Source organism: Polaribacter sp. BAL334 (genome assembly GCF_015767435.1).
Lineage (GTDB): Bacteria > Bacteroidota > Bacteroidia > Flavobacteriales > Flavobacteriaceae > Polaribacter.
In genome coordinates, this window is the sequence record NZ_JADWOV010000049.1 from 1 (window position 1) to 796 (window position 796).

Sequence of the window (796 nt, forward strand, 5' to 3'; positions counted from 1 at the left end):
ACAATATTTATAGCTGTGTCAATCAGTTCGAAGTAGGATATGGACTAAAAGCTGACATCCGCATACCCGATGTGTTACTTTTCGTTAATGGTATTCCGCTATGTATCTTAGAACTTAAAAATCCAACAGATTTCAATGCAACAATTGCAGATGCATACGAGCAAATTCATACAAGATACAAAAGGGATATACCCCATCTTTTGCGATACTGCCCACTTTCTTGTATCAGCGATGCAACTGTAAACAACACAAAGCTTGGAACAACTTACACACCTTACAATCACTACTATGTTTGGAAAAAGGTAAATAATGAGGACGAATCAGCTAAGCGAGGTGCCGACCAAGTGAAAACTATAGTAGCAGGAGTGTATGAGCCAAATCGCTTTATAGAGATTATACGTGATTATGTTTATTTCCCCGACAAAAAACACGACAAAGATGAAGAGGTAGTGTGCCGCTACCCTCAATTTTTTGCAACCAGAATGCTAAAAGAGAGTGTATTAAATGCACACGCTACAAACAATAGAAAAGGTGGTACATACTTTGGTGCAACGGGTTGTGGTAAAACCTATACAATGATGTTTTTGGCTCGTCAGCTATCCTTGCGTTGTGAGGAGCTTGGCTCCCCTACTATTGTTATGATTGTTGATAGAGATGACCTACAAACTCAAGCTGGTAAATTATTCCTTCGTTCAGAGGAGTTTTTATCACTGGGTGCAGCCAAAATAATTGCAGATAGAAAAGATCTTAAAACAGAATTATCCATCAGAGAGTCTGGTGGTTTCTTTATTTGTAC

Annotated in this window: 1 protein-coding gene; it reads left to right on the forward strand. The window is 38.6% G+C overall.

The window, feature by feature from the left end; translation table 11 throughout:
- On the forward strand, positions 1-796 hold a 796-nt coding region (locus IU405_RS00265), incomplete at both ends, for a type I restriction endonuclease (protein WP_197436668.1).